Annotated in this window: 27 protein-coding genes; 17 read left to right on the plus strand and 10 right to left on the minus strand. The window is 56.2% G+C overall.

The window, feature by feature from the left end; translation table 11 throughout:
* Positions 1–3: 3 nt before the first annotated feature.
* A complete protein-coding gene (locus ID864_RS20950) occupies positions 4–1,101 on the plus strand; it encodes a glycosyltransferase (protein WP_191150313.1) in 1,098 nt (365 codons plus the stop codon).
* Here the strand turns inward: ID864_RS20950 and ID864_RS20955 are convergent.
* Positions 1,091–2,107: a glycosyltransferase family 9 protein gene (locus tag ID864_RS20955; RefSeq protein ID WP_191150314.1), complete on the minus strand. Its 1,017-nt coding sequence runs from the start codon at positions 2,105–2,107 to the stop codon at positions 1,091–1,093. The genes ID864_RS20950 and ID864_RS20955 overlap by 11 nt on opposite strands.
* Before the next feature lie 398 nt (positions 2,108–2,505).
* Between ID864_RS20955 and waaA the strand changes: the two genes are divergently transcribed.
* From waaA to coaD, 3 genes are read left to right on the plus strand one after another with little or no spacing between them, the layout of a single operon-like run.
* Positions 2,506–3,780, plus strand: coding sequence for a lipid IV(A) 3-deoxy-D-manno-octulosonic acid transferase (gene waaA, locus ID864_RS20960; RefSeq protein WP_048914232.1), 1,275 nt, complete (start codon positions 2,506–2,508; stop codon positions 3,778–3,780).
* Entirely contained in the window at positions 3,781–4,557 is a 777-nt protein-coding gene (locus ID864_RS20965; protein WP_048914231.1) for a glycosyltransferase family 2 protein, read from the plus strand. It abuts the gene before it with no gap.
* On the plus strand, positions 4,554–5,030 hold the full coding sequence (gene coaD, locus ID864_RS20970) for a pantetheine-phosphate adenylyltransferase (protein ID WP_048914230.1): 477 nt from the start codon (positions 4,554–4,556) through the stop codon (positions 5,028–5,030). Before ID864_RS20965 ends, coaD begins: the two co-directional genes overlap by 4 nt.
* A 2-nt stretch (positions 5,031–5,032) precedes the next feature.
* Here the strand turns inward: coaD and mutM are convergent, their stop codons facing one another.
* The 4 genes from mutM to radC form a co-directional block, all read right to left on the minus strand.
* A complete protein-coding gene (gene mutM, locus ID864_RS20975) occupies positions 5,033–5,842 on the minus strand; it encodes a bifunctional DNA-formamidopyrimidine glycosylase/DNA-(apurinic or apyrimidinic site) lyase (RefSeq protein WP_191150315.1) in 810 nt (269 codons plus the stop codon).
* A 107-nt stretch (positions 5,843–5,949) separates the two neighbouring features.
* On the minus strand, positions 5,950–6,117 hold the full coding sequence (gene rpmG, locus ID864_RS20980) for a 50S ribosomal protein L33 (protein WP_001051798.1): 168 nt from the start codon (positions 6,115–6,117) through the stop codon (positions 5,950–5,952).
* Positions 6,118–6,134: 17 nt separating this feature from the next.
* Positions 6,135–6,371: a 50S ribosomal protein L28 gene (gene rpmB / locus ID864_RS20985; protein WP_034888493.1), complete on the minus strand. Its 237-nt coding sequence runs from the start codon at positions 6,369–6,371 to the stop codon at positions 6,135–6,137.
* A gap of 298 nt (positions 6,372–6,669) precedes the next feature.
* Entirely contained in the window at positions 6,670–7,353 is a 684-nt protein-coding gene (gene radC / locus ID864_RS20990; RefSeq protein ID WP_048914228.1) for a RadC family protein, read from the minus strand.
* A gap of 191 nt (positions 7,354–7,544) precedes the next feature.
* Here radC and coaBC point away from each other — a divergent pair, with 191 nt between their 5' ends.
* From coaBC to slmA, 3 genes are all read left to right on the plus strand, one after another.
* A complete protein-coding gene (gene coaBC, locus ID864_RS20995; RefSeq protein ID WP_048914227.1) occupies positions 7,545–8,759 on the plus strand; it encodes a bifunctional phosphopantothenoylcysteine decarboxylase/phosphopantothenate--cysteine ligase CoaBC in 1,215 nt (404 codons plus the stop codon).
* On the plus strand, positions 8,737–9,195 hold the full coding sequence (gene dut / locus ID864_RS21000) for a dUTP diphosphatase (protein WP_048914226.1): 459 nt from the start codon (positions 8,737–8,739) through the stop codon (positions 9,193–9,195). The genes coaBC and dut overlap by 23 nt, the downstream gene beginning before the upstream one ends.
* A 118-nt stretch (positions 9,196–9,313) precedes the next feature.
* Positions 9,314–9,910, plus strand: a complete 597-nt coding sequence (gene slmA / locus ID864_RS21005; RefSeq protein WP_099755044.1) for a nucleoid occlusion factor SlmA — start codon at positions 9,314–9,316, stop codon at positions 9,908–9,910.
* A gap of 58 nt (positions 9,911–9,968) precedes the next feature.
* Here slmA and pyrE read toward each other — a convergent pair whose 3' ends face one another.
* Together pyrE and rph are read right to left on the minus strand one after the other, a co-directional pair.
* A complete protein-coding gene (gene pyrE, locus ID864_RS21010) occupies positions 9,969–10,610 on the minus strand; it encodes an orotate phosphoribosyltransferase (RefSeq protein ID WP_048914224.1) in 642 nt (213 codons plus the stop codon).
* A 57-nt stretch (positions 10,611–10,667) separates the two neighbouring features.
* On the minus strand, positions 10,668–11,384 hold the full coding sequence (gene rph, locus ID864_RS21015) for a ribonuclease PH (RefSeq protein ID WP_191150316.1): 717 nt from the start codon (positions 11,382–11,384) through the stop codon (positions 10,668–10,670).
* A 209-nt stretch (positions 11,385–11,593) separates the two neighbouring features.
* On the opposite strand from rph, the gene ID864_RS21020 reads away from it, so the two are divergent.
* Positions 11,594–12,778 (plus strand): NupC/NupG family nucleoside CNT transporter, encoded by a 1,185-nt coding sequence (locus tag ID864_RS21020; RefSeq protein ID WP_048914222.1) that lies wholly within the window; start codon positions 11,594–11,596, stop codon positions 12,776–12,778.
* Positions 12,779–12,829: 51 nt separating this feature from the next.
* Here the strand turns inward: ID864_RS21020 and ID864_RS21025 are convergent, their stop codons facing one another.
* Entirely contained in the window at positions 12,830–13,258 is a 429-nt protein-coding gene (locus ID864_RS21025; protein ID WP_191150317.1) for a DUF3574 domain-containing protein, read from the minus strand.
* Between the two features lie 155 nt (positions 13,259–13,413).
* Between ID864_RS21025 and ID864_RS21030 the strand changes: the two genes are divergently transcribed.
* The 3 genes from ID864_RS21030 to ID864_RS21040 all read left to right on the plus strand — a co-directional run bounded on the left by ID864_RS21030 (position 13,414) and on the right by ID864_RS21040 (position 16,299).
* A complete protein-coding gene (locus ID864_RS21030) occupies positions 13,414–14,277 on the plus strand; it encodes a YicC/YloC family endoribonuclease (RefSeq protein ID WP_048914220.1) in 864 nt (287 codons plus the stop codon).
* A gap of 169 nt (positions 14,278–14,446) precedes the next feature.
* A complete protein-coding gene (locus ID864_RS21035) occupies positions 14,447–14,785 on the plus strand; it encodes a zinc ribbon domain-containing protein YjdM (RefSeq protein WP_048914219.1) in 339 nt (112 codons plus the stop codon).
* Positions 14,786–14,934: 149 nt separating this feature from the next.
* The gene (locus ID864_RS21040; RefSeq protein WP_048914218.1) at positions 14,935–16,299 is read left to right on the plus strand and encodes an MFS transporter; all 1,365 of its coding nucleotides are present in this window, start codon (positions 14,935–14,937) and stop codon (positions 16,297–16,299) included.
* Positions 16,300–16,529: 230 nt separating this feature from the next.
* On the opposite strand, the gene ID864_RS21045 is transcribed toward ID864_RS21040, so the two are convergent.
* Positions 16,530–17,174: a response regulator transcription factor gene (locus ID864_RS21045; RefSeq protein ID WP_048914217.1), complete on the minus strand. Its 645-nt coding sequence runs from the start codon at positions 17,172–17,174 to the stop codon at positions 16,530–16,532.
* A 442-nt stretch (positions 17,175–17,616) separates the two neighbouring features.
* On the opposite strand from ID864_RS21045, the gene ID864_RS21050 reads away from it, so the two are divergent.
* Positions 17,617–18,234 carry a trimeric intracellular cation channel family protein gene (locus tag ID864_RS21050; protein ID WP_048914212.1) on the plus strand — a complete coding sequence of 206 codons (618 nt, stop codon included), beginning with the start codon at positions 17,617–17,619 and terminating at the stop codon, positions 18,232–18,234.
* Here the strand turns inward: ID864_RS21050 and ligB are convergent.
* Complete coding sequence (gene ligB, locus ID864_RS21055; protein ID WP_191150318.1) at positions 18,231–19,895, minus strand: NAD-dependent DNA ligase LigB; 1,665 nt, start codon at positions 19,893–19,895, stop codon at positions 18,231–18,233. The genes ID864_RS21050 and ligB overlap by 4 nt on opposite strands.
* Positions 19,896–20,155: 260 nt before the next feature.
* On the opposite strand from ligB, the gene gmk reads away from it, so the two are divergent.
* From gmk to recG, 5 genes are all read left to right on the plus strand, one after another.
* Positions 20,156–20,779 carry a guanylate kinase gene (gmk, locus tag ID864_RS21060; RefSeq protein ID WP_048914210.1) on the plus strand — a complete coding sequence of 208 codons (624 nt, stop codon included), beginning with the start codon at positions 20,156–20,158 and terminating at the stop codon, positions 20,777–20,779.
* Positions 20,780–20,835: 56 nt separating this feature from the next.
* The gene (gene rpoZ, locus ID864_RS21065) at positions 20,836–21,111 is read left to right on the plus strand and encodes a DNA-directed RNA polymerase subunit omega (RefSeq protein WP_016191359.1); all 276 of its coding nucleotides are present in this window, start codon (positions 20,836–20,838) and stop codon (positions 21,109–21,111) included.
* Positions 21,112–21,130: 19 nt separating this feature from the next.
* Positions 21,131–23,266 carry a bifunctional GTP diphosphokinase/guanosine-3',5'-bis pyrophosphate 3'-pyrophosphohydrolase gene (spoT, locus tag ID864_RS21070; protein WP_099754588.1) on the plus strand — a complete coding sequence of 712 codons (2,136 nt, stop codon included), beginning with the start codon at positions 21,131–21,133 and terminating at the stop codon, positions 23,264–23,266.
* 83 nt (positions 23,267–23,349) lie between these two features.
* Entirely contained in the window at positions 23,350–24,045 is a 696-nt protein-coding gene (gene trmH, locus ID864_RS21075) for a tRNA (guanosine(18)-2'-O)-methyltransferase TrmH (protein ID WP_048914208.1), read from the plus strand.
* Positions 24,045–26,126 (plus strand): ATP-dependent DNA helicase RecG, encoded by a 2,082-nt coding sequence (gene recG / locus ID864_RS21080; protein ID WP_191150319.1) that lies wholly within the window; start codon positions 24,045–24,047, stop codon positions 26,124–26,126. The genes trmH and recG overlap by 1 nt, the downstream gene beginning before the upstream one ends.
* Positions 26,127–26,149 lie beyond the last annotated feature (23 nt).

The raw sequence follows: 26,149 nt of genomic DNA on the forward strand, positions 1-26,149 counted from the left end.
ACCATGCGTATCTTGATGATTATCGATGGACTGCCGGGTGGCGGGGCTGAAAAAGTGGTGCTGACGCTCTGCGAAGGCATGCAGAAGATGGGACATCAGGTTACTCTGTTTTCCCTGCGTAATGTCTGCAAGTACGCTCTTCCTGAGGGGATTGATTATCAGGTTGTGGAGAGTGATAGCAAGGTACCGTGGCGTAAACTGACTGAACTGAAACGTCGGGCAGCCGGTCTGGACCGTGCAATTGCCGCCAGTGAAATGCAGGCAGGAAGTTTCGACCTGGTCTTCTCGCACCTGCACAAAACCGATCGCATCGTTGCTCGTTGTAAAAATCTGTCGCCGGAAAAAATGTGGTACTGCATTCACGGCATACTCTCCACTTCGTATCTCGGGCACCGTAAAGGTATCGATCGCTGGATCAAGCTGCGAAAAATAGCCCGAATTTATCAGGGAAAGAATATTGTTGCCGTCTCACAGGCCGTGGCGGATGATTTGCAAACCAGGCTCTCGATAACGCCGCGCCGGCTGGCGGTGATCAATAACCCGTTTGATATCGCCCATCTGCTTGCTCAGGCAGAACAGCCCTTTTCTCTGACAAAAGAGCCCTATATCGTCCATGTAGGTCGTTTTCACCCGACAAAACGCCACGATCGTCTGTTAAAGGCTTATGCCGGGACAGGGATTGAGGCCAAACTTGTGCTGGCAGGGACAGGCGACGAAGCGCGGATAGCATCAGTTAAAGAGCTGGCTGAAAAACTGGGCATCAACGATCGCGTCATTTTTGCGGGTTTCCAGGCTAATCCCTATCCCTTGATCAAACATGCCGGGATGCTGGTACTCAGTTCAGATAGCGAAGGCTTTGGCAATGTGCTGGTCGAAGCATTGCTATGTGGTACCCCCGTTGCCAGTACACGCTGCCCCGGGGGACCTGCAGAAATTCTGGAACGTGCGGGCATGAGCAATGCGCTTTCAGAGTTGAGCAGTGAATCACTGGCGCAAGTGATGGCTGATATCTGGCAGAACCCCCCAGTTATCAATCGCCAACGGCTGATGAGCTACGATCTGCAGCCCATCTGTCAGCAGTATCTTTCGCTTAAGGATTAATTCGTGCCAATTTCTGCCAGACCTCATCAACACTCACATCGACACAATCACCTGATGAGGTCTGCAGTATTTGCGACTCACCCGACCACGGACGCCATGATTTCTGGTCAGTATCACCAAAAAACACCACCTGCTTTTTCTGCATCGCTGCGGCCAGATGCATCTGCCCACCATCACTGCATAGCACCTGCGCACACTGCTCGTACGCTGCAACCAGCTCACGCACGGAAGCGGTAGGATAGAGTGAAACACGCGGGCTATGACATGCCGCCAGTACCTGCTCGGCGCGGTGCCGATCGCCAACATCATCCGGCGCCAGCGTGCCCTGCGGCGACCAGAAGATCAGTACACTTCCGCTGTTTTCCTGCAGATACTGCTGAATAATGGCGACATAGCGCTCCAGCGGCCAACGCCGTTTCGGACTGCGGCTGCTGATGTGCACAGCCAGCCCAATCGGTTGCCTTGGCTGAAGCTGTTCAATACGTTGCCGGGCATGCTCGCGCTCCTGCTCGGTGAGCCAAATGCGCACGGGCGGAATGGCAATCTGTTGGTCAGTGATCGCTGACAGATAACTGAAGGTCTGCTCAACCTGATGCTCACCGCGAAAATCCGCACGGCGGTAAGGCACAGTGATGCTTTTGTCACCGGTATCGGCGCCAATAATATGCTTTGCACCGGCCATTTTCGCCAGACGCAGACTGTATTTACAAGGAACGGGATTCGCAAGAATGGTGGCGTCAAAATGAATGCGGCGCAGCTGCATAAACATTTTCAGGCGTTCAAAATAGACCCCCAGCTTGGCGGATCTCCCCGCAGCGTGCTTCGCCTTGCGGTAAATAAAGGTGCGGGTAATATGCGGATTATTTTTCACCACGTCCTGACTAACAGTGTTGATCAGCAGATAGACGTTAGCCTCAGGATAAGCCGTTTTTATCCCTTCGATCAGCGGTGTTGTACAAACCAAATCGCCGATATTGTCCCGGCGTATCACTAAAATATTCTTCATTACTCATTAACCTGCAGCGCACGGGTGCGCCAGATATACATAATCGATTTAAGGCGCGATTAGCGCGTTACCATCCCCTGAGTACTCCTCATCCATTGAATATTTCCTCCTTACCGCCAGCGGCAACGGGTGTTGCCTGGGCTATTTGACATCTCTCAGACGGGAATTGCACACGGAAAGTCAAAAAAAATCCAGGTAATCCTTTGCAGTTTGAACCCATTCAAATTTACAGGGATGACTATTTTCTCAGATGAGGGGATGATTTCAGTGCTCCAGCCGCAGGTTCACCCTTATGAAGTAGTGTGAGCCCGCCCAACTTATCTGCTAACATGCCGCATTATTTCTCTTTTTTTGGCTATCTCCGGGCGTAAGTCTCTGTTCACCTGAAAAGCAATGTGATGATTACCATTTATACCGCTCTGCTGTATCTCATTCAGCCGTTAATCTGGCTTCGTCTCTGGCTCCGCGGCCGGAAAGCTCCTGCCTATCGCAAACGCTGGGCGGAACGCTATGGCTTTTGCGCAGGCAAAGTAAAGCCTGACGGTATTCTGTTGCATTCAGTTTCGGTGGGCGAAACGCTGGCCGCCATTCCGCTGGTGCGGGCGCTGCGCCATCGCTACCCCGATCTGCCTATCGTGGTCACCACCATGACCCCCACCGGGTCTGAACGAGCCAGCTCCGCCTTCGGCAAAGATGTGCATCACGTCTATCTGCCTTACGACCTGCCCGGGGCGATGAACCGCTTCTTCGATACCGTGCGCCCACGCCTGGTGATCATCATGGAAACCGAGCTCTGGCCGAACATGATCACCCAGCTGCACGAGCGCAAAATCCCGCTGGTGATTGCCAACGCGCGGCTGTCAGAACGCTCCGCCAGGGGTTACCAGAAAATCGGCAAATTTATGAAGCGATTGCTGCAACGTATTACGCTTATCGCCGCGCAGAATGCCGAAGACGGGGAGCGCTTTATCAGCCTTGGTCTGAAGCGCTCTCATCTGGCGGTCACCGGCAGCCTGAAATTTGATATTTCCGTGACGCCAGAGCTGGCTGCCCGCGCGATCACGCTGCGCCGCCAGTGGGCGCCACGCCGCCCGGTGTGGATTGCCACCAGTACCCATGAAGGGGAAGAGAGTATTATTCTGGACGCGCACCGCAAATTACTGGCGCGATTCCCTAATCTGCTGCTGATCCTGGTGCCGCGCCACCCGGAACGTTTCGAGACGGCGCGCGCGCTGACGCAAAAAAATGGCTTCAGCTATATCCTGCGCAGCAGCGGTGAGATCCCGTCCGGCAGCACTGAGGTGGTGATTGGCGATACCATGGGCGAGCTGATGCTGCTGTACGGTATCGCCGATCTCGCCTTTGTTGGCGGCAGCCTGGTCGAGCGCGGTGGCCACAATCCACTGGAGCCTGCCGCCCACGCAATTCCGGTACTGATGGGGCCACATACCTTTAATTTTAAAGATATCTGCGCCCGCCTGCAGCAGGCAGATGGTCTGATTACCGTTACGGATGCGGAGTCGCTGGATAAAGAGATCGGCAATCTGCTGACCGATGAGGACTACCGCCTCTACTACGGCCGTCATGCCGTTGATGTGCTGCATCAGAACCAGGGTGCTCTGCAGCGCCTGCTACATTTACTGGAACCTCATCTGCCACAGCGGAATCATTAAATGAGCGTACGTCAGAAACTGTCGGTAGTGATGATAGCCAAAAACGCGGCCGAGCTGCTGCCTGAATGTCTTGAGTCCGTTAGCTGGGCGGATGAAATTATCGTACTCGACTCCGGCAGCAGCGACGCCACCGCGGCCATTGCCGAACGGCACGGCGCGCGGGTTTATCACTCCAGCGAGTGGCACGGCTACGGCAAACAGCGCCAGCTGGCACAGAGCTACGCCAGCCATCCGATGATTTTAACCCTCGACAGCGATGAGCGCGTCACGCCTGAACTGCAGCACGCCATTGAACAAGTGCTGCAGCAGCCCGCTTCAGACAGCGTCTACAGCATCGCCCGGCGCAACCTGTTTCTCGGGCGCTTTATGCGCCACAGCGGCTGGTATCCCGACCGCGTCACCCGCCTCTATCCACGCCACTACCGTTACAACGACAACCAGGTGCATGAGTCGCTGGAAACATCCGGCAAGCGCGCCACGCCGCTCAAGGGCGACCTGCTGCATCTGACCTGCCGGGATTTTTCTGCCTTCCAGTGGAAGCAGTTTGCCTACGCGGAAGCCTGGGCTAAACAGCGTCACCAGCAGGGTAAGCGCTGTGGGATTGCCGCCATTTTCGGCCATACCTTCGGGGCATTTTTCAAAACGCTGGTGCTGCGCGCAGGTTTTCTTGATGGTAAGCAGGGATGGCTGTTGGCGGTGGTCAACGCACAGTATACTTTTAACAAATACGCGGCCCTCTGGGCTCTGAATCACGCATCCAGGAAGGGCAGACTATGAGCACCAAAGCCATCTACCCCGGCACCTTTGATCCGATGACTAACGGCCACCTTGATATCGTGTCCCGCGCGGCCCTGATGTTTGACAGCATCGTGCTGGCCGTTGCCGCCAGTCCGAGCAAAAAACCGCTGTTTTCCCTTGAGGAGCGCGTGGCGCTGGCGACCGAGGTGGTCGCGCATCTGCCAAATGTGGCAGTGGTGGGGTTTAGCGACCTGATGGCGAACTTTGCTAAAGCGCAGCAGGCGAATGTCCTGGTGCGCGGCCTGCGCGCCGTCTCCGACTTCGAATACGAGCTGCAGCTGGCGCATATGAACCGCCACCTGCTGCCGACGCTGGAAAGCGTTTTCCTGATGCCTTCCGAACAGTACTCGTTTATCTCATCGTCCCTGATGAAAGAGGTGGCGCGCCACGGTGGTGAAGTGCAGGCGTTCCTGCCAGCGCCGGTATATCAGGCGCTGAAAACCAAACTCTGAGATTACTTCTGGCAGCGGCGGCAGAAGAAGGTGCTGCGCTGCCCGTGCTTGCTGATTTCAATCGGCGTACCGCACGCTCTGCACGGCTCCCCTGCCCGACCATAAACCTGCAGCTCCTGAGCAAAATAGCCCGGCTTGCCGTCGCTTTGTAAAAAGTCGCGCAGCGTGGTGCCGCCCTGCTCAATCGAACGCAGCAGCACCGCCTTGATGGTGCGGACCAGCAGCGCGGTATCGGCTTCGCTCAGTTCCATTGCCGGACGATCGGGCAGGATCCCAGCGACAAACAGCGATTCGCTGGCGTAGATGTTGCCCACCCCCACCACTATCTTGTTGTCCATCAGCCACGGTTTTACCGCCGTGCGTTTGCCGCGTGATTTTTCAAACAGATACTGCGCGGAAAAGTCATCGCTCAACGGTTCTGGCCCGAGGTGGGAGAGTACCGAGCTGGCCGTCAGATCCGGGCTCCACAGCCAGGCGCCAAAGCGGCGCGGGTCGGTATAACGCAGCACTTTGCCATTGCTCATCACCAGGTCGACGTGGTCATGCTTCGCCGCAGGTAGCTCCTCCGGCAGCACGCGCAGGCTGCCCGACATACCGAGGTGGATGATGATCCAGCCCGTCGGCAGCTCCAGCAGCAGATATTTAGCCCGGCGCTGAACGCTGAGGACCGGCTGGTCGCTTAGCGCGTGGATCTCCTGTGACACCGGCCAGCGCAGGCGTGAATTTCGCACCACCGCATGCAGAATAGTGGCGCCAACCAGGTACGGTTCGATCCCGCGTCGGCTGGTTTCTACCTCGGGTAACTCTGGCATATTCTCGCCTCCGTTGCTGTTTGGTCACCTGCGATGCCGCATAGTATTACAGACCCGCAGAAACAAAAAAACCCGGCCGAAGCCGGGTTTTTATCCACTGAGATTAATTACTTAATCTTAGCTTCTTTATAGATCACGTGCTGGCGGACAACCGGATCGAATTTCTTCAGTTCCAGTTTTTCCGGCTTAGTACGCTTGTTCTTCGTGGTGGTATAGAAGTGACCTGTCCCAGCAGAAGAAACCAGCTTGATCTTCTCGCGAATACCTTTAGCCATGATTCAGTTCCTTTACCTTAGTACTTCTCACCACGGGTACGCAGATCGGCCAGAACCGTCTCAATACCCTTTTTATCAATTACGCGCATGCCTTTGGCAGTTACGCGCAGTGTAACGAAGCGCTTTTCGCTCTCAACCCAAAAACGGTGAGAGTGCAGGTTCGGCAGGAAACGGCGTTTCGTCGCGTTCATTGCGTGGGAACGGTTGTTACCCGTCACCGGACGCTTGCCAGTTACTTGGCAGACTCGTGACATGTCTATTCTCCAAAAATCAAATCAGCTCGAGCTTTAAAAATAAGGTTTTAGCCGCCTCGTCAGGCTTATAGCCCATCCAGGCGAGTTCTATGTGAACCCGCTGAGCAGGCCCAAAACGCCAAACCCGAGATTCTCAAAGGTGGCGTAGTATACGCCCTGTGGCGCGAGTGCTCAAGCCCCGTACAGATAAAGATCCCTCTGGATCGCGTACAATTGTCTTATCTGCACGGGATTTGTTCGCTTTAGCTGCTGTAAAACCTCAGGTAAAGCAAAAAAAGGCTAAATTACAGGCTGGCGCTCACAGCCATCCGCGTTCGGCAAATGAGACGTACTCCTCCCGGCCGAGCACAAAGTGGTCGAGCACCCGAATGTGCATAAGAGTGCAGGCACTCACTATTTGCTGCGTAATATTGCGGTCGGCCCGGCTGGGCTCAGCCACGCCGGACGGGTGATTATGTGCCAGAATCACTGCACCTGCATTGCGTTTCAACGCTTCACGCACAATTTCCCGCGGGTGAACCTCCACGCTGTTCAGGGTGCCGCTGAACATTTCGCTGGTGTAGATCACCCGGTGCTGATTATCCAGAAAGATCACCTGAAAAATCTCCCTTTCTTTATCCCCAAGCGAACTGCGTAAGAAATCCAGCACCTCGGTAGAACTATCAACCACACGGTTTTCCACCGATTCCCGGCAGGCATGGCAGCGCTTTGCCAGCTCCGCTATCGCCTTGAGCTGGGAATATTTCGCTAATCCGATGCCATGGATGGCCTGCAATTTTTTCGCGGGCGCATTCATCAGCTGATAGAGAGAACCGAACTCGACCAGCAGCCGCTGTGCCAGCGCCATCACAGACATCTCTCTGGTACCGATGCGCAGAAAAATCGCTAATAGTTCGCTATCACTAAGCGTGGCCACCCCAAATTTATCCAGCTTTTCACGCGGAGGCATCCCCGGCTCCTGCCACCCGTTGGTTTTGCTCATCGTTTGCTCCCTCTTCCTGAAGTGCAGAAAGCATGGCATTATATACAGTAGTTTTCTATGGCGATGTGCTGACTTTACGAGACGGCTCGCAAAGGTGGCGAGGTGCGAAATAGTCAGCCAGACGGAGTGTGGTAAAATGTTTCTCTTGTGGCGCGAATAGCGCCAGCAGGCTTAACAGAAGGCGACAGCAAATGATGGAATTAACCGGGAAACGTATTGTTCTGGGCGTCAGCGGGGGTATTGCCGCGTATAAAGCCCCCGAGCTGGTGCGCCGCCTGCGCGACCGAGGCGCGGAAGTGCGCGTGGTCATGACCGACGCGGCAAAAGCGTTTATTACCCCGCTCAGCCTTCAGGCCGTTTCCGGTTATCCGGTCTCTGATGATTTGCTCGACCCGGCAGCAGAAGCGGCAATGGGCCATATCGAACTCGGCAAGTGGGCCGAGTTGGTGATTCTGGCACCTGCCACCGCTGACCTGATTGCCCGCGTGGCGGCAGGGATGGCTAACGACCTGGTGACCACCATTTGCCTGGCCTCTGCGGCACCGCTGGCCGTGGTCCCGGCGATGAATCAGCAGATGTACCGCGCCCTGCCTACCCAGCACAATTTGCAGGTGTTGGCCCAGCGTGGGGTGATGATCTGGGGGCCGGACAGCGGCAGCCAGGCCTGTGGTGATATCGGGCCGGGGCGCATGCTCGACCCGCTGGCGATTGTTAACTATGCGGTGAGCTGGGCCGCCCCCGTTAACGATCTGCAACATCTCAACCTTATGATCACCGCCGGCCCGACGCGGGAAGCGCTCGACCCGGTGCGCTTTATCAGTAATCACAGCTCGGGGAAAATGGGCTTTGCCATCGCCGCTGCGGCCGCAAAACGCGGCGCCCGCGTTACGCTGGTTGCCGGGCCGGTAGAGCTGCCGACCCCGGCGGGCGTCACGCGGGTGGATGTGGTCAGCGCACTGGAGATGCAGCAGGCAGTGATGGACCAGGCAGCAAGCCAGCAGATCTTTATCGGCTGTGCGGCCGTGGGCGACTACCGCGCGGTGGCCATTGCTGAGGAAAAAATCAAAAAACAGGGTGAAGAAATTACCCTGAAAATGGTGAAAAACCCTGATATTGTCGCCGGCGTGGCGGCGATGCAGGAACACCGTCCCTTTGTCGTAGGATTTGCCGCTGAAACCCAGAATGTGGAAGAATACGCGCAACAAAAACGCGTGCGCAAGAATCTGGACATGATCTGCGCTAACGATGTTGCCAAAGCCGGGCAGGGTTTCAAAAGCGATACCAATGCTCTTCACCTTTTTTGGCAGGAGGGAGAAAAAGTCTTACCGCTCAGCGATAAGTCACTCCTTGGCCAACAGTTACTAGACGAGATTGTCAGCCGTTATGATGAAAAAAATCGACGTTAAAATCCTGGATGCGCGCGTAGGCAGCGATTTCCCGTTACCTACCTATGCCACCTCCGGTTCCGCCGGGCTGGATCTGCGCGCCTGCCTGGATGAAGCATTCGTACTGAATCCGGGTGCCACCACGCTGGTACCCACCGGCCTGGCTATTCATATCGCCGATCCTGAACTGGCCGCGGTGATCTTGCCGCGCTCTGGCCTTGGCCATAAACACGGCGTGGTTCTGGGCAATCTGGTTGGCCTGATTGACTCTGATTATCAGGGGCAGCTGATGGTTTCCGTCTGGAACCGCGGGCAGGACTCCTTTACTATCGAGCCTGGCGAACGTATCGCTCAGATGGTGTTCGTGCCGGTGGTACAGGCTGAATTCAATCTGGTGAACGACTTCGACGCCAGCGTACGTGGCGAAGGTGGTTTCGGTCACTCCGGCCGCCAGTAACTCTCCACCGCTCCGTAACGAACGATAAGCTGATTTTTTTCTTCCGTGAGCCTTTGCTCACGGACGTTGCGTGGGCATTTGCCCGTTTATGGTGATGTTCTCAGGGGTCTTTTAAGGCATGGCAGAAAAAAAGAGTGCGAAAAGGAATCGTCGCGAAGAAATCCTGCAGGCACTGGCGCAGATGCTGGAATCCAGCGATGGCAGCCAGCGCATCACGACCGCCAAGCTGGCGGCGAATGTTGGGGTATCAGAAGCGGCTCTTTACCGGCATTTTCCCAGCAAAACCAAGATGTTTGACAGCCTGATCGAATTTATTGAAGACAGCCTGATTACGCGCATCAATCTGATACTGAAGGACGAGAAAGAGACGCTGCCGCGTCTGCGTCTGATTACCCAGTTAATTCTGGGCTTTGGTGAGCGTAATCCAGGTTTAACGCGCATTCTGACCGGTCATGCGCTGATGTTCGAACAGGATCGTTTGCAGGGGCGGATTAATCAGCTGTTCGAACGCATTGAGGTGCAGCTGCGCCTGGTGATGCGCGAAAAGAAAATTCGTGAGGGTGAAGGTTTTGCCACCGATGAGGCACTGCTGGCCAGCCAGCTGCTGGCGTTCTGCGAAGGGCTGCTGTCGCGCTTTGTGCGTTCAGAGTTCCGTTATCGTCCGACCGTTGACTTCGACGTGCGCTGGCCGCTGCTGGCCGCTCAGCTGGTGTGACATTGTGGGTTGATCATAAGGGCCGATCGAAAAAGAAGATCGGCCCCTACAGAAACGCTTAAATACCAAACTCGCTGCGGTACTCGCGCACCGCCACCAGGTGGTCGGCCAGTTCCGGCTTCTCTTCCAGATAGGCAATCAGCTCTTTCAGCGTGATAATTGAAATCACCTTGCAGCCGTAATCGCGCTCCACTTCCTGAATCGCAGAAATCGCCCCGCGCCCGCGTTCCTGGCGGTCTAACGAAATCAGCACGCCTGCCAGCGTGGCATTGTTTGCCGCGATGATCTCCATCGACTCACGGATGGCCGTCCCCGCGGTGATCACGTCATCCACCAGCATAATTTTTCCCTGCAGCGGGCTGCCCACCAGCGTGCCGCCTTCGCCGTGATCTTTGGCTTCCTTACGGTTAAAGCAGTAAGGGACATCGCGGTCGTGGTGATCGGCCAGCGCCACCACGGTGGTGGTAGCAATCGGAATACCTTTGTAGGCCGGGCCAAACACCAGGTCGAAATCAATACCGGAATCGACCAGCGCCTGAGCGTAGAAACGGCCCAGCAGAGCAAGATCGCGCCCGGTATTGAACAGGCCTGCGTTAAAGAAATAAGGGCTTTTGCGCCCTGATTTCAGCGTGAACTCACCAAACTTCAGCACCTGCTTGTTGATGGCGAATTCGATAAATTGGCGCTGCCAGGCTTTCATGTCGTGTTCCTCAATTTTCAGGCAAGAAAAAGGCGACTGCGAAGTCGCCTGAAAAATTTAGTTGGATAACGCCGCTTTCTGCGCCGCGACCAGGATATCAATACCGCCTCGCGCCAGCGCCAGCAGCTTGAGCAGCTCGTCGTGGCTGAACGGTTCGCCTTCTGCGGTGCCCTGCACCTCAATCATGCGGCCATCTTCGGTCATCACCACGTTCATATCGGTTTCCGCCGCGGAGTCTTCCACGTACTCGAGGTCGCACAGCGCTTCGCCATTAACGATACCGACGGAAATCGCCGCGACCATGCCTTTCATCGGGTTGGCTTTCAGCTTACCGATGGCGACCAGATGATTCAGGGCATCGGCCAGCGCCACACAGGCGCCGGTGATGGATGCGGTACGGGTACCGCCATCTGCCTGCAGCACATCGCAGTCGAGGGTAATGGTAAATTCACCCAGCGCTTTCAGGTCAATTGCTGCACGCAGCGAGCGGGCGATCAGACGCTGGATCTCCAGCGTGCGTCCGCCCTGCTTACCTTTAGCCGCTTCACGCGCGTTACGGCTGTGGGTCGCGCGTGGCAGCATGCCGTATTCGGCGGTGACCCAACCCTGGCCCTGACCTTTCAGAAAGCGCGGCACGCCTTCATCAATGGTGGCAGTACACAGCACTTTGGTATCACCGAATTCAACCAGCACAGAGCCTTCTGCATGTTTGGTGTAATGACGGGTCAGGGTGACGGGGCGCACCTGCTGTGCGCTACGGCCTGATGGACGCATAGTATCTCTCCGGCTAGCTAAACATTATTGACCGCGCATTATACGGATTTCGCGGGGGAATGCCTAACGCGCTGGAAATGACCGCGCGGGTTATGCAAAACGCCGCTATTTAAGCACTAAAACAGCAAGATAGTCGGCGGCAGGATGTAAAAACGCCGTAAATGTGGCTAAATACGTCTCTTTTCTTCTCCCGCATACCGGACTTTTGTATGACCTCTGTTTTCCATTTTATTTTAGCGCTGGTGGTCATTGGCTGCCTGGCGCTGCTGTTCAGCAACGATCGTCGCAAAATCCGCCCGCGCGTGCTGCTACAGCTGGTGGTCATTGAAGCGCTACTGGCCTGGTTCTTCCTGCACGCCTCCGCCGGGTTGAGCATCGTCACCGCCTTTTCCGGCTTCTTCGAAGTGCTGCTGAAGTACGCGGCTCAGGGCACCGATTTTGTTTTCGGCGGCATGGCAGCGCAGGGCATGGCGTTTATCTTCCTCGGCGTGCTTTGCCCGATTGTTTTTATCTCTGCGCTGATCGGTATTTTGCAGCATGTGAAAATCCTGCCGGTGCTGATTAAAGTGGTCGGCACTGCACTGTCTAAAATCAATGGCATGGGCAAGCTGGAGTCGTTCAACGCGGTCAGCACGCTAATCCTTGGCCAGTCGGAAAACTTTATCGCTTACAAAGGTATCCTGGCAGAGATTTCCCAGCGCCGCCTTTACTCTATGGCGGCGGCGGCAATGTCCACCGTTTCGCTGTCGATTGTTGGCGCGTATATGTCGATGATTGAACCGCGCTATGTGGTGGCAGCGCTGATCCTCAACATGTTCAGCACCTTCATTATTCTGTCGATTATCAACCCGACGCCGATTGGCGACGAGCCGGAAATCCGCCTGGAGAAGCTGCACGAAGATCAGAGCTTCTTCGAGATGCTCGGCGAATATATTCTTGCCGGTTTCAAAGTGGCGATGATTATTCTGGCGATGCTGATCGGCTTTATTGCGCTGATTGCGGCGGTGAATGCACTGTTCTCCACGCTGTTCGGCATCAGCTTCCAGCAGATCCTCGGCTATGTCTTCTGGCCGTTCGCGTGGCTGATTGGCATCCCGGCTGCGGATGCGCTGCCGGCCGCCAGCATTATGGCCACCAAGCTGGTGACCAACGAATTCGTGGCGATGATTGAGCTGAAGAAGATTGCGGCTGAGCTGTCTCCGCGCGGGCTGGGGATCCTGTCGGTATTCCTCGTCTCCTTCGCCAACTTTGCCTCTATCGGCATCGTCGCCGGGGCAATCAAAGGGCTGAACGAGCATCAGGGCAACGTGGTGTCGCGCTTCGGTCTGAAGCTGATCTACGGCTCGACCCTGGTCAGCCTGCTGTCGGCAGCCTTCGCCGGTCTGGTTCTGTAAACGCTATCCGGGCGCAGCCAACGCGCCCGCAGCGTGAAGAGTGAAGGGGATTTAAAATGCCACGCAGGTCGGAGCATCCACCCGCATTACCGACTCCTGCGCGAAGCGCTGCTTGTAGATCGCCCGCAGCGCTTCAATATTCTGCTCACTGGCCTTATCCGGGCTGTGGATCAGCATCAGCGCTCTGCTGTTTTCGCGCGCCACCTTGCCATCATTGCCCAGCCACTGCCCTTGCGCCGTAAATACCGTCAGCCCGTCTTTGAAGCGTGGCGTCACTTCGCCGTCAACAAAACCCTGCCATTCTGCCTGTGAGATTGCGGCACCATGCGGGCGGTTGAGGCCAAAGTAAAGTGTGGTCTGCGTCATGACGTCACCCAACGCGCAGGCGGCGGCGGGCGGTGTGGCGGCCTGACGTGCCGGAGTACTACAGCCGCTAAGCGCCAGCAGTAGCAGGGAAGAGAGGATAAGACGCGGTGCCATGGGTGCTCCTGGTTTTTATTGTCTGAGTTGTCATCATCTTAAGCTGTGAGCGGCAAAACGTCAGCCAAAACACCGTCATTTGAGCGAATGCCTGTTAAGGCAGCGCCTGCGCCGCTATAATCCCTGCATCTTTTATCTTTATAACGGTACGCAAAATGATCCGCAGTATGACCGCTTACGCCCGGCGCGAAACCAAAGGCGAATGGGGCAGCGCAGCCTGGGAGCTGCGTTCCGTCAACCAGCGCTATCTTGAAACCTATATCCGTCTGCCCGAGCAGTTCCGCGGGCTGGAGCCGGTGATCCGTGAACGCATCCGCAACCGTCTGACGCGTGGCAAAATCGAAGTTAACCTGCGTTTTGATGCTGACCCAAGCGCGCAAAGCTCGCTGGTGCTGAACGAGAAGCTGGCCGTGCAGCTGGTGCAGGCAGCTAACTGGGTCAAGATGCAGAGCGACGAGGGTGAAATCAACCCGGTTGATATTCTGCGCTGGCCGGGCGTGATGTCCGCTGAAGAGCAGGATCTGGATGCAATCTCTGCCCAGCTGCTCAGCGCGCTGGACACCGCCATCGATGAGTTTATTACCGCACGCGAAAGCGAAGGTTCGGCGCTGAAAGCGCTGATTGAGCAGCGTCTGGAAGGCGTCAGCGCCGAGGTGCTGAAAGTGCGAGCCCATATGCCTGACGTGCTGAAATGGCAGCGTGAGCGCCTGCTGACTCGTCTGGAAGAGGCCCAGGTACAGCTGGAAAATAATCGTCTTGAGCAGGAGCTGGTGATGCTGGCGCAGCGCGTTGATGTGGCTGAAGAGCTGGACCGCCTGGAAGCGCACGTGAAAGAGACCTACAACATCCTGAAGAAGAAGGAAGCCGTAGGCCGCCGCCTCGACTTTATGATGCAGGAGTTCAACCGCGAGTCGAACACCCTGGGGTCTAAATCGATTAATGCCGAAATCACCGCGTCAGCGATTGAGCTGAAAGTGCTGATTGAGCAGATGCGCGAGCAGATTCAGAATATCGAGTAATCTGCTGATAAGATTGACGGTAAAATATCACTAAGCTCACCAACTGGTGGGCTTTTTTTTCAGGAAATTGGCACCGCGTTCAGCGCTTTTCCTTTTAGCTATAGGCACCCACCGCGCCACAAGGTAAACTATCCCCTTATTTTATTATGGATTTAATTGAGGCTAACCCATGCAAACATTACCTCCCTGCCCAAAGTGCCACTCAGAATATAGCTGGCAGGATGGCGCCATGTTGAACTGTCCGGAGTGCGGCCACGTCTGGGCTGAAGGCGCGCAGGACGCGGCGGAAGAGAGCCTGGTGGTGAAAGATGCCAATGGCAACCTGCTGGCCGACGGCGATAGCGTCACGGTGATTAAAGATCTGAAGGTGAAAGGCAGTTCCACGCCGCTGAAGATTGGCACCAAAGTGAAAGGTATCCGTCTGGTGGAAGGCGACCACAATATCGACTGCAAAATCGATGGCTTTGGCCAGATGAAGCTGAAGTCCGAGTTTGTCAAAAAGAACTGATCCCTGCCGGTAGCCCCGCGCTACTGGCCTCTTTCCCCTGCCCGGTTTCCTCAAAGCCTGCGAAGCTGCTAGTATCAAAACGCATCATAAGTTTGCGTTAAGGGCGTACGGCGCTCAACGGACCGACTCAGGACACCCCAGGGGGAAGAGTGAATAAGACGATAGGCGTGTTCTTTCCGCTGTATACCACCACACTATTAATGCTGCTCGGTTCCGGGCTGCTGACCACCTATGTTTCTCTGCGACTGACCTCTATCCATGTCTCCGGCGGCCTGATCGGGGCGATTATCGCTGCGAACTATATCGGCCTGGTGATTGGCGGTAAGGTTGGGCACTTTTTTATCTCCCGTGTCGGGCACATTCGTACTTATGTCTCCTGCGCCGGGATTATTACGGCGGCGGTACTGGCCCACGGTCTGACGGAGTTTATCCCAGCCTGGGTAGGACTGCGTCTGATCATCGGCATGTGCATGATGTGCCAGTATATGGTGCTGGAGAGCTGGCTGAACGATCAATCGGAATCCGACCAGCGCGGCAAGGTGTTTGGCTGCTATATGGTGGCAACCTATCTCGGCATGTCGCTCGGCCAGGTCGTGCTGATGTTGCAGACCGATCTTGGCCTAAGCACGCTGCTGCTGATTGCGCTCTGTTTCTCGCTCTGCCTGGTGCCGATTGCACTGACCACCCGTACTCATGCTCGCCAGCTGTCGCCGGCTCCGATGGAATTACGCTATTTTATCGGCGCCATCCCTAAGGTGCTGTTCACCACGCTGGCGATTGGTATGGTGGTCGGATCGTTCTACGGTCTGGCGCCGGTGTATGCCAGCCAGCAGCAGCTGACCACCAGCCAGACCGGCCTGTTTATGGCCATCGCGATTTTCGCCGGGCTGGTGGCGCAGTTCCCGCTCAGCTGGCTGTCCGACCGCTATAACCGCACCCGCCTGATGCGCCTCAATGCCGTTGTGCTGATCATCGCCGCGCTGCCGCTGGCAGTACTGCCGCACATCACCTTCCCGCTGCTGCTGGTGCTGGGGTTTGTGGTCAGCATGCTGCAGTTTTCCCTTTATCCGCTGGCGGTCGCGCTGGCCAATGACCTGATTGAACCAGAGCGCCGCGTGTCGCTGGCCGCCTGTCTGCTGATGGCCTTTGGCGTGGGTGCCAGCATTGGTCCGCTGGTGGTGGGCTTACTGATTGAGCCGCTGGGGGCCAATACGCTGTATGCCTTCTTCGCCCTGTGCGGCCTGTTGATTGTTGCTCTGAGCCGGACGGTGAAACAGGATGAAGCCCAGTTTGTCGAGGATGCACCGGTGCCGCATATCGTGATGGCGGATAGCCTGGTAAGTTCTCCGCTGTCACCGGCTCTTAATCCGGCCTTTGACGAACAGATGATTGAAGAAACTATGCCCGCGATCGACAGCGAACCGGTTGAAGAGGTAGCAACGGAGAGCGAAACCCAGCAGGGGGCCGATCCCGATGAAGAAACCGGGCTGAAGAAAGCCTTTGAGAAGCTTTGAATCAGCCAATTTTGGTTTTTTCAGGCAGAGTGATGGGGGGCGCAGACCTGCTACCCCTCATCAACCATTTCATCTCCTGCGTTTTGCACTCTTTTACCGCTGCGGATAACCGATATCCAACAACGAATAATGTCGGAAAAAACTGATAAACCTTTAATTTTATTCTGTATCAAATGGCAACTTATTAACGTTATTTTCCAATAAATTTTAGCGCGATTAAAAAAACGGCCTCAGATTAAACCTTGCGCATAGGCAAAGCGTATCAGTTCAATATTTGAAGAAATACCAAGCCGCCGCATAGCATTATACTTCTGCGTAGATATAGTGCTGATTGTTCTGTTCTGCCGCCGGGCAATTTCTGCCAGCGAATAGCCTGAAGAGAATAACCGCACGACTTCTAACTCCTTAGGCGTGAGGGTAGTACCCCGATCGTGATTTTTCCCCGGTTCAGCTTTGAGATAATCCAGCGAAGATGAAAAGTAGAGCCCACTCTGCATCATCACATGGTGGCAGGCAGTGAGCGTCTCTTCGATATCATCTGACTTACTGACTATTGATCTTACACCATAATCACATGCCTTCCTCAGAATCGCAGTATTTCCCAGAGAGGTCAGCAAAACCACCTTCACATCAGGAAAGCGGCCGCTCAGAGCACGCAGTTTGGAAAATCCATCCAGCGTCGAGTTTTCGTTTCCCAGAGAAAAATCAGTAATGACGATATCCGTTCGATTGTTGGCCAGCGAAGCTAATAGCTCTTTGCCACACAGAGACTCATTGGTAACCTGATAGCGAGAGTCGTTAGCAAACAACATCTTTAACGAATGCAATATATGCGGATGATCGTCAGATATGGATACCGTGTGCCTGTGATGCATGTGCCCTCCTTGATTTTCACAAATACAAACAGGGCTAATATACGATCGATTAACAGACTAAGAAAACAAAATATTCTTTTTTCTCCTTAAAGTTAGATCTTGTAAGAAAGTGACATAAAATTTATTTAGAACATAATAGAAAATTCAGGAAATTTAATAGCGGCATTATTTAATAAGGTGAAATGGGTTCGGTGCAGCACTCTCTTAAATCCCTGTGCTGAAAAGGGCATGCAGGGTTTAAAATCAATGGACGGAATAATGAATAAATAATATATTTCTTGCCTATTATTGCTAATTAACATCCTGCGTACGCTGTACATGCAAATGAGAGTGAAGCCCTATTGCGCCAGGACGTTTTACTCAGATAAAAGCAAGCCCCTTAAGCATCTTGCCGTTTGACAGGCGATCCCTTAGGCTTGCCGCCTGTTTTCAGGAGCTGGCTATGTTACTCACTGTCCTTTACATCATCGGTATTACAGCAGAATCCATGACCGGAGCGCTGGCCGCTGGCCGCCGCAAGATGGATATGTTTGGCGTGATTATTATTGCTTCCGTGACGGCGATAGGCGGTGGTTCTGTGCGCGATATGCTGCTCGGCCACTATCCGCTCGGCTGGGTGAAGCATCCTGAATACATCATGATAGTCGCCGCCGCAGCGGTGGTGACGACCCTGGCGGCGCCGCTGATGCCGCACCTGCGCAAAGTCTTTCTGGTACTGGATGCACTGGGATTAGTGGTGTTTTCAATTATCGGAGCGCAGGTGGCGTTGGATATGGGCCACGCTGGCATTATCGCCGCGATCAGTGCCGTGGTCACCGGCGTCTTTGGCGGCGTGCTGCGCGACATGTTCTGCAACCGCATCCCGCTGGTATTTCAGAAAGAGTTATATGCAGGTATCGCTTTTGCCTCCGGATGGCTCTATATCCTGCTGCTCAAAACGGCCCTGTCGATGGAGACGGTGATCATCATTACCCTCCTGGCTGGCTTTATCGCGCGCCTGGGTGCACTGCGCTTCCGCCTTGGTCTGCCGGTATTTAACTATCCCCATGACGACCACTAATCCCCACGCAGATTAAGACCTTCAATGAGCTGCTGCACTTCGCGCTGCTGCAAAAAGGCGCGAATAGTATGGGCCAGTTTAGTACCAACCCCGGGCAGCTGCTGCCACTCTTCCACGCTATGCGACAGTAACTGCTGCCAGCTGTCATCAGGTAGCGCACGCAGCGCCCCTTCCGGGATCGGAACGCCCAGCGCCCGCACCCAGCGTTTAAACGGCAGCTGGCGGCTGAGCCGGAACTGCTGCCAGAAGAAGTGCGCTTTGGGCTGACCGATGCCGGGTATGTCTTCAAGCTGCTGCTGCGACAAGGCCAGCCAGGAGAGCAGATGGGTGAGGTGCCCGGACTGGATCAGCCGCTGCCAGTTTTGCCGCCCCATCCCCGTCAGGTTCAGGGCCGTGCTGCTGCTTAACCACTCCAGCCGTGCCAGAAACTGCTGACGGCACGCCGGGCTGAGGTGAAAACAGCTGACCATAGAAAAGCGCCCGGCATCGGGGGGCTGCGGATAGTCGCGCTGCGCCACGCGCCATACCACACTGTTGAGGCGCGGGATCCCCTGCCCGGCCAGGCTGAGGCTGACCTGATCCCCCGCAATCACATCGCGCTCACGCCAGCGCGCAACGGGCCCGATGCTAACCCGGCTGACGCGTTTATCATCCAGCTGTACGGGTTGCAGGTGGAGTACCGTGCTGATTTTACCGCTGCGCCCGACGGTGAATTCCACTGAGCGCACTTCGCTGGTGACTTCAGGTGGCGGATATTTCCAGGCAATGGCCCAGTCCCCCAGCTCGGGCAGCCAGCTTTTTCCCGCCAGCACCGGCATGCTGTGTACCACCACGCCGTCCGTCACAAACGGGAGCGCGCCGTGGAACCAGCGCTCGCGCCAGCCTTCAACCTCATCAGCATCTTGTACCTGCCGCGTCCAGCTGCGGATAGCAGGAAATCCCGCACTTTCCAGAGCGTCCAGCCTCTGCTGCAGCAGCCCTGGACCATCTGGCCATGCCCAGACAAATAGCCCAACGCGCTGCAGTAAAGATGAGGGCTGTTTTGCCATTAATGCTCCCGCCACCTGCGAACGGGCATTTTTCCCGCCGTCACGACCCTGCTGGTGATCGGTCATCTTCAGGTAAAGCTCGCCCTGGAATACCTGCTGCCCGGCATTCAGCGTAATAGATTGTGGGATCGCGGGGATCAGGCGCGCTTTCGCCGTCCAGTCCTCCCCCTGCATACCGTTGCCGCGGCTAACCATCCGGGTCAGTTTTCCCTGACGATAGACCAGGGTTACCGCCACCCCGTCGACTTTAGGCTGTACCCACAGGCCGTGGCGGTTCTCCATCCAGCGCGCCACCTCGGCTTTGCCCGCCAGTTTTTTTACACCGACGTGGGCAACCGGATGGCGCACTTTACCATCGGTCATCAAAACAGGCTGACGGCGATCGCTGGCGGGATGAAAGCAGTGCTGCCACTGCTGTAGCTTGCCCTGCAATGCATCATAACGTTCATCGGTCACGCTACTCTTACCCTGACGGTAGTAGGCGTCATCCCAGTGCGTGAGCTGTGCTGCCAGCCGGGTCATCTCCAGATCGGCCCGCGCAGGCGACCATACCGGGCACTGTGCCGCCAGCACAGCGCTGTATAACCCAATGGCTAAAATGAGGTAGCGCATCCCTGTCTCTCCTGCTTTCCACTTATACCGCTCAACAGTAAAGCGTGCGGGTCGGGGATTAGCGAGTGGCATAGTCAGATTATGGAAAGCCGCTCCGGAACAATTCAATGCAGCCGACATCGGGCTACAAAACGCCGTGCAGCGCTTTCCATTTCCTCAGAAAATCCCCTGGATCATCGCCTAAACGCTGCATCACGCCCTGCACCTGTGTATACTGTGCAGGAAGTAGACTCCGCTTTATTGGCATATCAAGAATAATCATGGCTCAAGGCACGCTTTTTATTGTTTCCGCCCCTAGCGGCGCGGGTAAATCCAGCCTGATTCAGGCGCTGTTAAAAACGCAACCGCTGTACGATACCCAGGTATCGATCTCCCACACCACGCGTGGGGTACGGCCGGGCGAAAATCATGGTGAGCATTATTACTTTGTGAACCACGATGAGTTTCGTTCCATGATTGAGGAAGAGGCGTTTTTAGAACATGCCGAAGTGTTCGGTAACTATTACGGCACCTCGCGTAAAGCCATTGAACAGGTGCTGGCAACCGGCGTTGATGTGTTTCTCGATATCGACTGGCAGGGTGCTAAACAGATCCGTGAGAAAATGCCGGCAGCACGCAGCATTTTCGTGCTGCCGCCGTCGAAAGACGAACTGGACCGCCGCCTGCGTGGCCGTGGTCAGGACAGCGAAGAAGTGATTACTAAACGTATGGCCCAGGCTGTTGCTGAGATGAGCCACTACGCCGAATACGATTATTTAATCGTGAATGATGATTTCGACCTGGCATTGTCCGATCTGAAAACCATTATTCGCGCTGAGCGTCTGCGTATGGGCCGTCAAAAAGCCCGCCATGATGCATTAATCAGCAAACTATTGGCAGACTGAGGGTAACTCAGTATGATGCCCAGTCATTTCGTCACCACCCGTGGAGTATCACACTTATGGCACGCGTAACCGTACAGGACGCAGTAGAAAAAATTGGTAACCGTTTTGATCTGGTTCTGGTAGCAGCACGCCGCGCTCGTCAGATGCAGGTTGGTGGTAAAGATCCACTGGTCCCGGAAGAGAACGACAAATCTACCGTTATCGCGCTGCGCGAAATCGAAGAAGGCCTGATCACCAATCAGATCCTCGACGTGCGCGATCGCCAGGAGCAGCAAGAGCAGGAAGCCGCAGAATTACAGGCTGTGACTGCTATCGCTGAAGGTCGTCGTTAATCAGCACTAAAGGCCTGCCTTGTATCTGTTCGAAAGCCTCAATCAGCTGATTGAAAAATACTTGCCTGAGGAGCAAATCAAGCGCCTCAAGCAAGCTTATCTTGTCGCACGTGATGCTCACGAGGGACAGACACGCTCCAGCGGTGAGCCTTATATCACCCATCCGGTAGCCGTGGCCTGCATCCTGGCGGAAATGAAACTCGACCATGAAACACTGATGGCCGCGCTTCTGCACGACGTTATTGAAGACACCCCCGCCACCTATAAGGATATGGAACAGCTGTTCGGCCAGACCGTCGCCGAGCTGGTTGAAGGGGTTTCTAAACTCGACAAGCTGAAATTCCGCGACAAGAAAGAAGCCCAGGCTGAAAACTTCCGCAAGATGATCATGGCGATGGTGCAGGATATCCGCGTCATTCTGATCAAGCTGGCCGACCGTACGCACAACATGCGTACCCTCGGCGCGCTGCGACCGGATAAAAAACGGCGTATCGCGTTGGAAACGCTGGAAATCTATAGCCCACTGGCTCATCGCCTGGGTATTCACCACCTGAAAACCGAACTGGAAGAGCTGGGCTTTGAAGCCCTGTATCCGAACCGTTTCCGCGTGATTAAGGAAGTGGTCAAAGCGGCACGCGGCAACCGTAAAGAGATGATCCAGAAAATCCTCTCGGAAATTGACGGTCGTCTGGAAGAAGCCGGTATTACCCGCCGCGTCAGCGGTCGCGAAAAACACCTCTATTCCATCTACTGCAAAATGCACCTGAAAGAGCAGCGATTCCATTCGATTATGGATATCTATGCCTTCCGCGTCATCGTGCGTGATGTCGATACCTGTTATCGCGTACTGGGCCAGATGCACAGCTTGTATAAGCCGCGCCCGGGCCGGGTGAAAGATTATATTGCTATCCCAAAAGCCAACGGCTATCAGTCGCTGCATACATCAATGATCGGTCCGCACGGCGTGCCGGTTGAGGTGCAGATCCGCACCGAAGATATGGATCAGATGGCAGAGATGGGGGTAGCAGCGCACTGGGCTTATAAAGAACAGGGCGAGAGCAGCACTACCGCACAGATCCGCGCGCAGCGCTGGCTGCAAAGCCTGCTGGAGCTGCAGCAGAGCGCCGGAAGCTCATTTGAATTTATCGAAAGCGTCAAATCCGATCTGTTCCCGGATGAGATTTACGTATTCACTCCGGAAGGCCGCATTGTTGAACTGCCAGCCGGCGCCACGCCGGTCGACTTTGCCTACGCCGTGCATACCGATATCGGCCATGCCTGCGTGGGCGCACGCGTTGACCGTCAGCCTTATCCGCTGTCGCAGCCGCTCACCAGCGGCCAGACCGTCGAGATTATTACCGCCCCAGGTGCGCGCCCGAACGCAGCGTGGCTGAACTTTGTCGTGAGCTCGAAAGCGCGCGCCAAGATCCGCCAGCTGTTGAAAAACCTCAAGCGTGATGACTCTGTCAGCCTTGGCCGACGCCTGCTCAATCATGCCCTGGGCGGCAGCCGCAAGCTGGCTGAGATCCCGGAAGCCAATGTCCAGCACGAGCTGGAGCGCATGAAGCTGACCTCGCTGGATGACCTGCTGGCAGAAATCGGTCTCGGTAACGCCATGAGCGTGGTGGTGGCGAAAAATCTGCAGCAGAGCGAGCAGAATGTTCCCGCCAACACCGGCAGCAGCAGTAGCAGTAGCATCAGCGGCGCTCGCAGCAAGCTGCCAATTAAGGGCGCCGATGGGGTGTTGATCACCTTCGCTAAGTGCTGCCGCCCGATCCCCGGTGACCCGATTGTGGCGCACGTCAGCCCCGGTAAAGGCCTGGTCGTGCACCATGAATCCTGCCGTAATATTCGTGGCTATCAGAAAGAGCCAGAGAAATACATGGCGGTGGAGTGGGATATTGCCACCGAGCAGGAGTTTGTCGCCGAGATTAAGGTGGATATGTTTAACCACCAGGGCGCGCTGGCAAACCTGACGGCGGCAATTAACACCGCCGGCTCCAATATCCAGAGCCTGAACACTGAAGAAAAAGATGGCCGTGTTTACAGCGCCTTTATCCGTCTGACGGCACGCGATCGCGTTCATCTGGCCAATATCATGCGTAAGATCCGCGTGATGCCGGATGTCATCAAGGTGCATCGCAACCGCAATTAAGCAAAAGACGGAGCCTGCCTCCGTCTTTTGCTTCCCCATGTCGCCGCAGACGGGATGACTGATTTTAGGGAGTCCACTTTCGCATGAATGCCCAACGTTATGCCCGTATCCGCGCAATGCTCGCCGCCCGTCAGCACGACCTGACGGTGTGTATGGAACAGGTGCATAAACCTCATAACGTCTCTGCGGTGATCCGCACCGCCGACGCCGTTGGCGTGCATGAAGTTCACGCCGTATGGCCGGGAAGCCGCATGCGCACCATGGTCTCGTCCGCCGCGGGCAGCAACAGCTGGGTGCAGGTGAAAACCCATCCGACCATCCGTGATGCCGTCAGCCATCTGAAAGATCGGAAGATGCAGATTCTGGCGACGCACCTCTCCGCTAAAGCGGTCGATTTCCGCGAGATCGACTATACCCGTCCGACCTGCATCCTGATGGGCCAGGAAAAAACCGGGATTACCCAGGAAGCCCTCGACCTTGCCGACCAGGATATTATTATCCCGATGATCGGTATGGTGCAGTCGCTGAACGTCTCCGTGGCATCGGCCCTGATCCTCTATGAAGCTCAGCGCCAGCGGCAGAATGCCGGTATGTATCTGCGTGAAGAGAGCACGCTGGAGTACGCCGAGCAGCAGCGTCTGCTGTTCGAAGGGGGTTACCCGGTACTGGCCCGCGTGGCGAAGCATAAAGGGCTGCCCTACCCTGAGATCAACGATCGCGGTGAAGTGGTGGCGGAGCCGGAATGGTGGGCCACCATGCAGTCGAAGGCGCGTAAATAATGCAGGGCCGCCTGCTGGATGCCGTTCCGCTCAATACGCTATCCGGCGTGGGCGCCAGCCAGGCGGCAAAGCTGGCCAAACTTGGCCTGCTGACCGTACAGGATCTGCTGCTGCATCTGCCGATGCGCTATGAAGACCGCACTCAGCTTTACGCCATCAACGACCTGCTGCCGGGCATCTATGCCACGGTAGAGGGCGAAGTGCTGCACAGCGATATTTCGTTTGGCCGCCGCCGCATGCTGACCTGCCAGATTAGCGACGGCAGCGGCATCCTCACCCTGCGCTTTTTCAACTTCAATGCCGGAATGAAGAACAGCCTCGCCACCGGCCGCCGCGTCACCGCTTACGGTGAAATTAAACGCGGCCAGCGCGGGGCGGAGATCATCCACCCGGAGTACAAAGTGCAGGGTGAGAGCAGCGTCACCGAATTACAAGAGACGCTGACCCCGGTCTACTCCACGACAGAGGGCGTGCGCCAGGCGACGCTGCGCAACCTGACCGACCAGGCGCTGACCCTGCTGGAAACCTGCGCGATTAGCGAACTGCTGCCGCCGGAGCTAAGCCAGGGAATGATCAGCCTGCCGGAAGCGCTGCGCACGCTGCACCGCCCGCCGCCGGATATGGCGCTGGCCGATCTCGACAGCGGCCGCCACCCGGCGCAGCGCCGCCTGATTATGGAAGAGTTGCTGGCGCACAACCTCAGCATGCTGGCGGTACGCGCTGGCGCGCAGCGTTATCATGCGCTGCCGATGGCTGCCCGCCACGACCTGAGCGATAAGCTGCTGGCCGCGCTGCCCTTTAAACCCACTCATGCGCAAGAGCGTGTGGTGCGTGAGATCGAAACCGACCTCGCCCACGACTACCCAATGATGCGTCTGGTGCAGGGCGATGTGGGCTCCGGTAAAACGCTGGTTGCCGCGCTGGCGGCACTGCAGGTGATTGCTTACGGTAAGCAGGTAGCGTTGATGGCGCCGACCGAGCTGCTGGCCGAGCAGCACGCCAATAATTTCCGCCAGTGGTTTGCACCGCTCGGGCTGGAAGTAGGCTGGCTGGCAGGGAAGCAGAAAGGCAAAGCGCGCATCGCCCAGCAGGAAGCGATCGCCAGCGGGCAGGTGTCGATGATTGTTGGTACCCACGCTATCTTTCAGGAGCAGGTGCAGTTCAACGGGCTGGCGCTGGTGATCATCGATGAGCAGCACCGCTTTGGCGTCCACCAGCGTCTGGCGCTGTGGGAGAAAGGCGAAGAGCAGGGTTTCCACCCGCACCAGCTGATTATGACTGCCACACCGATCCCGCGCACCCTGGCGATGACCGCCTATGCCGATCTCGATACCTCAACCATCGACGAACTGCCGCCGGGACGTACCCCGGTGACCACCGTCGCGATCCCTGACACGCGCCGCGCTGAGATTATTGCCCGGGTGAAAAGCGCCTGCGGCAGCGAAGGCCGCCAGGCCTACTGGGTCTGTACCCTGATTGAGGAGTCGGAGCTGCTGGAAGCCCAGGCGGCGGAAGCCACCTGGGAAGAGCTGAAGCTGGCGCTGCCGGAGCTGACTATCGGCCTGGTACACGGCCGGATGAAGCCGCAGGAGAAACAGGCGGTAATGCAGGCGTTCAAGCAGGGTGAAATCCATCTGCTGATTGCCACCACGGTGATAGAGGTCGGCGTGGATGTACCCAATGCCAGCCTGATGATTATCGAAAACCCGGAACGCCTCGGGCTGGCGCAGCTGCATCAGCTGCGCGGTCGCGTTGGCCGTGGCGCGGTCGCTTCCCACTGCGTGCTGCTGTATAAGGCGCCGCTGAGTAAAACCGCGCAGAAGCGTTTACAGGTGCTGCGCGACAGCAACGACGGCTTTGTGATTGCCCAGTGTGACCTCGAAATTCGCGGCCCCGGCGAAATGCTGGGCACGCGACAAACCGGTAACGCCGAGTTTAAGGTTGCTGACCTGCTGCGCGACCAGGCGATGATCCCGGAAGTGCAGCGCGTGGCGCGCCATATCCACCAGCACTATCCGGAGCAGGCTTCGGCTCTGATTGAACGCTGGCTGCCGGAAACCGAACGCTATACCAACGCGTAACCCCCTCAATGACTGTCTTCACC

The organism is Erwinia aphidicola (genome assembly GCF_014773485.1).
Lineage (GTDB): Bacteria > Pseudomonadota > Gammaproteobacteria > Enterobacterales > Enterobacteriaceae > Erwinia > Erwinia aphidicola.

What these genes read in the sequence shown, in the direction of transcription:
- ID864_RS20950 (WP_191150313.1), top strand. Translation starts at nt 4, where the DNA reads ATGCGTATCTTGATGATTATCGATGGACTGCCGGGTGGCGGGGCTGAA.
- ID864_RS20955 (WP_191150314.1), bottom strand. Translation starts at nt 2,107, where the DNA reads ATGAAGAATATTTTAGTGATACGCCGGGACAATATCGGCGATTTGGTT.
- waaA (WP_048914232.1), top strand. Translation starts at nt 2,506, where the DNA reads ATGATTACCATTTATACCGCTCTGCTGTATCTCATTCAGCCGTTAATC.
- ID864_RS20965 (WP_048914231.1), top strand. Translation starts at nt 3,781, where the DNA reads ATGAGCGTACGTCAGAAACTGTCGGTAGTGATGATAGCCAAAAACGCG.
- coaD (WP_048914230.1), top strand. Translation starts at nt 4,554, where the DNA reads ATGAGCACCAAAGCCATCTACCCCGGCACCTTTGATCCGATGACTAAC.
- mutM (WP_191150315.1), bottom strand. Translation starts at nt 5,842, where the DNA reads ATGCCAGAGTTACCCGAGGTAGAAACCAGCCGACGCGGGATCGAACCG.
- rpmG (WP_001051798.1), bottom strand. Translation starts at nt 6,117, where the DNA reads ATGGCTAAAGGTATTCGCGAGAAGATCAAGCTGGTTTCTTCTGCTGGG.
- rpmB (WP_034888493.1), bottom strand. Translation starts at nt 6,371, where the DNA reads ATGTCACGAGTCTGCCAAGTAACTGGCAAGCGTCCGGTGACGGGTAAC.
- radC (WP_048914228.1), bottom strand. Translation starts at nt 7,353, where the DNA reads ATGAGCAAAACCAACGGGTGGCAGGAGCCGGGGATGCCTCCGCGTGAA.
- coaBC (WP_048914227.1), top strand. Translation starts at nt 7,545, where the DNA reads ATGATGGAATTAACCGGGAAACGTATTGTTCTGGGCGTCAGCGGGGGT.
- dut (WP_048914226.1), top strand. Translation starts at nt 8,737, where the DNA reads ATGATGAAAAAAATCGACGTTAAAATCCTGGATGCGCGCGTAGGCAGC.
- slmA (WP_099755044.1), top strand. Translation starts at nt 9,314, where the DNA reads ATGGCAGAAAAAAAGAGTGCGAAAAGGAATCGTCGCGAAGAAATCCTG.
- pyrE (WP_048914224.1), bottom strand. Translation starts at nt 10,610, where the DNA reads ATGAAAGCCTGGCAGCGCCAATTTATCGAATTCGCCATCAACAAGCAG.
- rph (WP_191150316.1), bottom strand. Translation starts at nt 11,384, where the DNA reads ATGCGTCCATCAGGCCGTAGCGCACAGCAGGTGCGCCCCGTCACCCTG.
- ID864_RS21020 (WP_048914222.1), top strand. Translation starts at nt 11,594, where the DNA reads ATGACCTCTGTTTTCCATTTTATTTTAGCGCTGGTGGTCATTGGCTGC.
- ID864_RS21025 (WP_191150317.1), bottom strand. Translation starts at nt 13,258, where the DNA reads ATGGCACCGCGTCTTATCCTCTCTTCCCTGCTACTGCTGGCGCTTAGC.
- ID864_RS21030 (WP_048914220.1), top strand. Translation starts at nt 13,414, where the DNA reads ATGATCCGCAGTATGACCGCTTACGCCCGGCGCGAAACCAAAGGCGAA.
- ID864_RS21035 (WP_048914219.1), top strand. Translation starts at nt 14,447, where the DNA reads ATGCAAACATTACCTCCCTGCCCAAAGTGCCACTCAGAATATAGCTGG.
- ID864_RS21045 (WP_048914217.1), bottom strand. Translation starts at nt 17,174, where the DNA reads ATGCATCACAGGCACACGGTATCCATATCTGACGATCATCCGCATATA.
- ID864_RS21050 (WP_048914212.1), top strand. Translation starts at nt 17,617, where the DNA reads ATGTTACTCACTGTCCTTTACATCATCGGTATTACAGCAGAATCCATG.
- ligB (WP_191150318.1), bottom strand. Translation starts at nt 19,895, where the DNA reads ATGCGCTACCTCATTTTAGCCATTGGGTTATACAGCGCTGTGCTGGCG.
- gmk (WP_048914210.1), top strand. Translation starts at nt 20,156, where the DNA reads ATGGCTCAAGGCACGCTTTTTATTGTTTCCGCCCCTAGCGGCGCGGGT.
- rpoZ (WP_016191359.1), top strand. Translation starts at nt 20,836, where the DNA reads ATGGCACGCGTAACCGTACAGGACGCAGTAGAAAAAATTGGTAACCGT.
- trmH (WP_048914208.1), top strand. Translation starts at nt 23,350, where the DNA reads ATGAATGCCCAACGTTATGCCCGTATCCGCGCAATGCTCGCCGCCCGT.
- recG (WP_191150319.1), top strand. Translation starts at nt 24,045, where the DNA reads ATGCAGGGCCGCCTGCTGGATGCCGTTCCGCTCAATACGCTATCCGGC.